The following is a 1,088-nucleotide window of genomic DNA, read 5'->3' on the forward strand; positions in this document are numbered from 1 at the left end:
CAAAAGGTTTAGAAGGTGTAGTAGCAAGCACAATCCGCGATCAGTTCGATCATTGATGACACACTTACATATGTCGGCTATGATATCGATGATTTAGCCGTAAATGCCAGCTTTGAAGAAGTAATTTACCTGTTATGGCATCAACGCTTGCCAAAAGCAGCTGAATTAGCGGAGTTAAAGCAACAATTGGCGGACAACATGGCCGTTCCACAAGCTGTGCTGGATCACTTTAAAACATATGACATTAAAAACGTGCACCCAATGGCGGCACTTCGTACAGCTGTTTCCATGCTAGGCTTGTTCGATGAAGAAGCGGAAGTAATGGAACCGGAAGCAAACTACCGCAAAGCGGTAAAAATCCAAGCGAAAATCTCGACATTGGTGACGGCTTTTGGCCGCATTCGCAGCGGCAAAGAACCGATTGCACCAAAAACAGATTTGAGTTTTGCGGCGAACTTCTTGTACATGTTGTCTGGTGAATTGCCAGAGGCAATCGAAGAAGAAGCCTTCAACAAAGCGCTTGTGCTTCACGCTGACCACGAATTAAACGCCTCAACGTTCACAGCTCGTGTAGCTGTCGCGACGTTATCTGATGTGTATTCAGGTGTCACTGCGGCCATCGGCGCATTAAAAGGTCCACTTCACGGGGGCGCAAACGAACAAGTGATGAAAATGTTAACGGAAATCGGCTCAGTCGAAAATGTTGATAGTGTCATCCACGAAAAATTAGCAAACAAAGAAAAAATCATGGGCTTTGGTCACCGCGTTTACCGCAATGGCGACCCACGCGCGAAGCACTTGCGTGAAATGTCACAGAAATTAACGAAAATCCGTGGCGAAGAAAAATGGTACGACATGTCTGTAAAAATTAACGACATCGTGACAGGCGAGAAAAACCTGCCACCAAACGTCGATTTCTACTCAGCTTCTGTCTACCACAGCTTGAACATCGACCACGATTTGTTCACACCGATTTTCGCGGTTTCGCGTACATCGGGCTGGTTGGCACACATTTTAGAGCAATACTCAAACAACCGCTTGATCCGCCCACGTGCGGAATACATCGGACCGGGTATGCAAACTTACGT

General features: G+C 46.5%; 1 pseudogene. It reads left to right on the forward strand.

Going from position 1 to position 1,088, the window contains the following annotated elements:
* Positions 1-1,088: pseudogene (gene citZ / locus GPDM_RS04645) on the forward strand (citrate synthase); the annotation flags it as partial.

The organism is Planococcus donghaensis MPA1U2, from assembly GCF_000189395.1.
Classification (GTDB): Bacteria; Bacillota; Bacilli; order Bacillales_A; family Planococcaceae; genus Planococcus; species Planococcus donghaensis_B.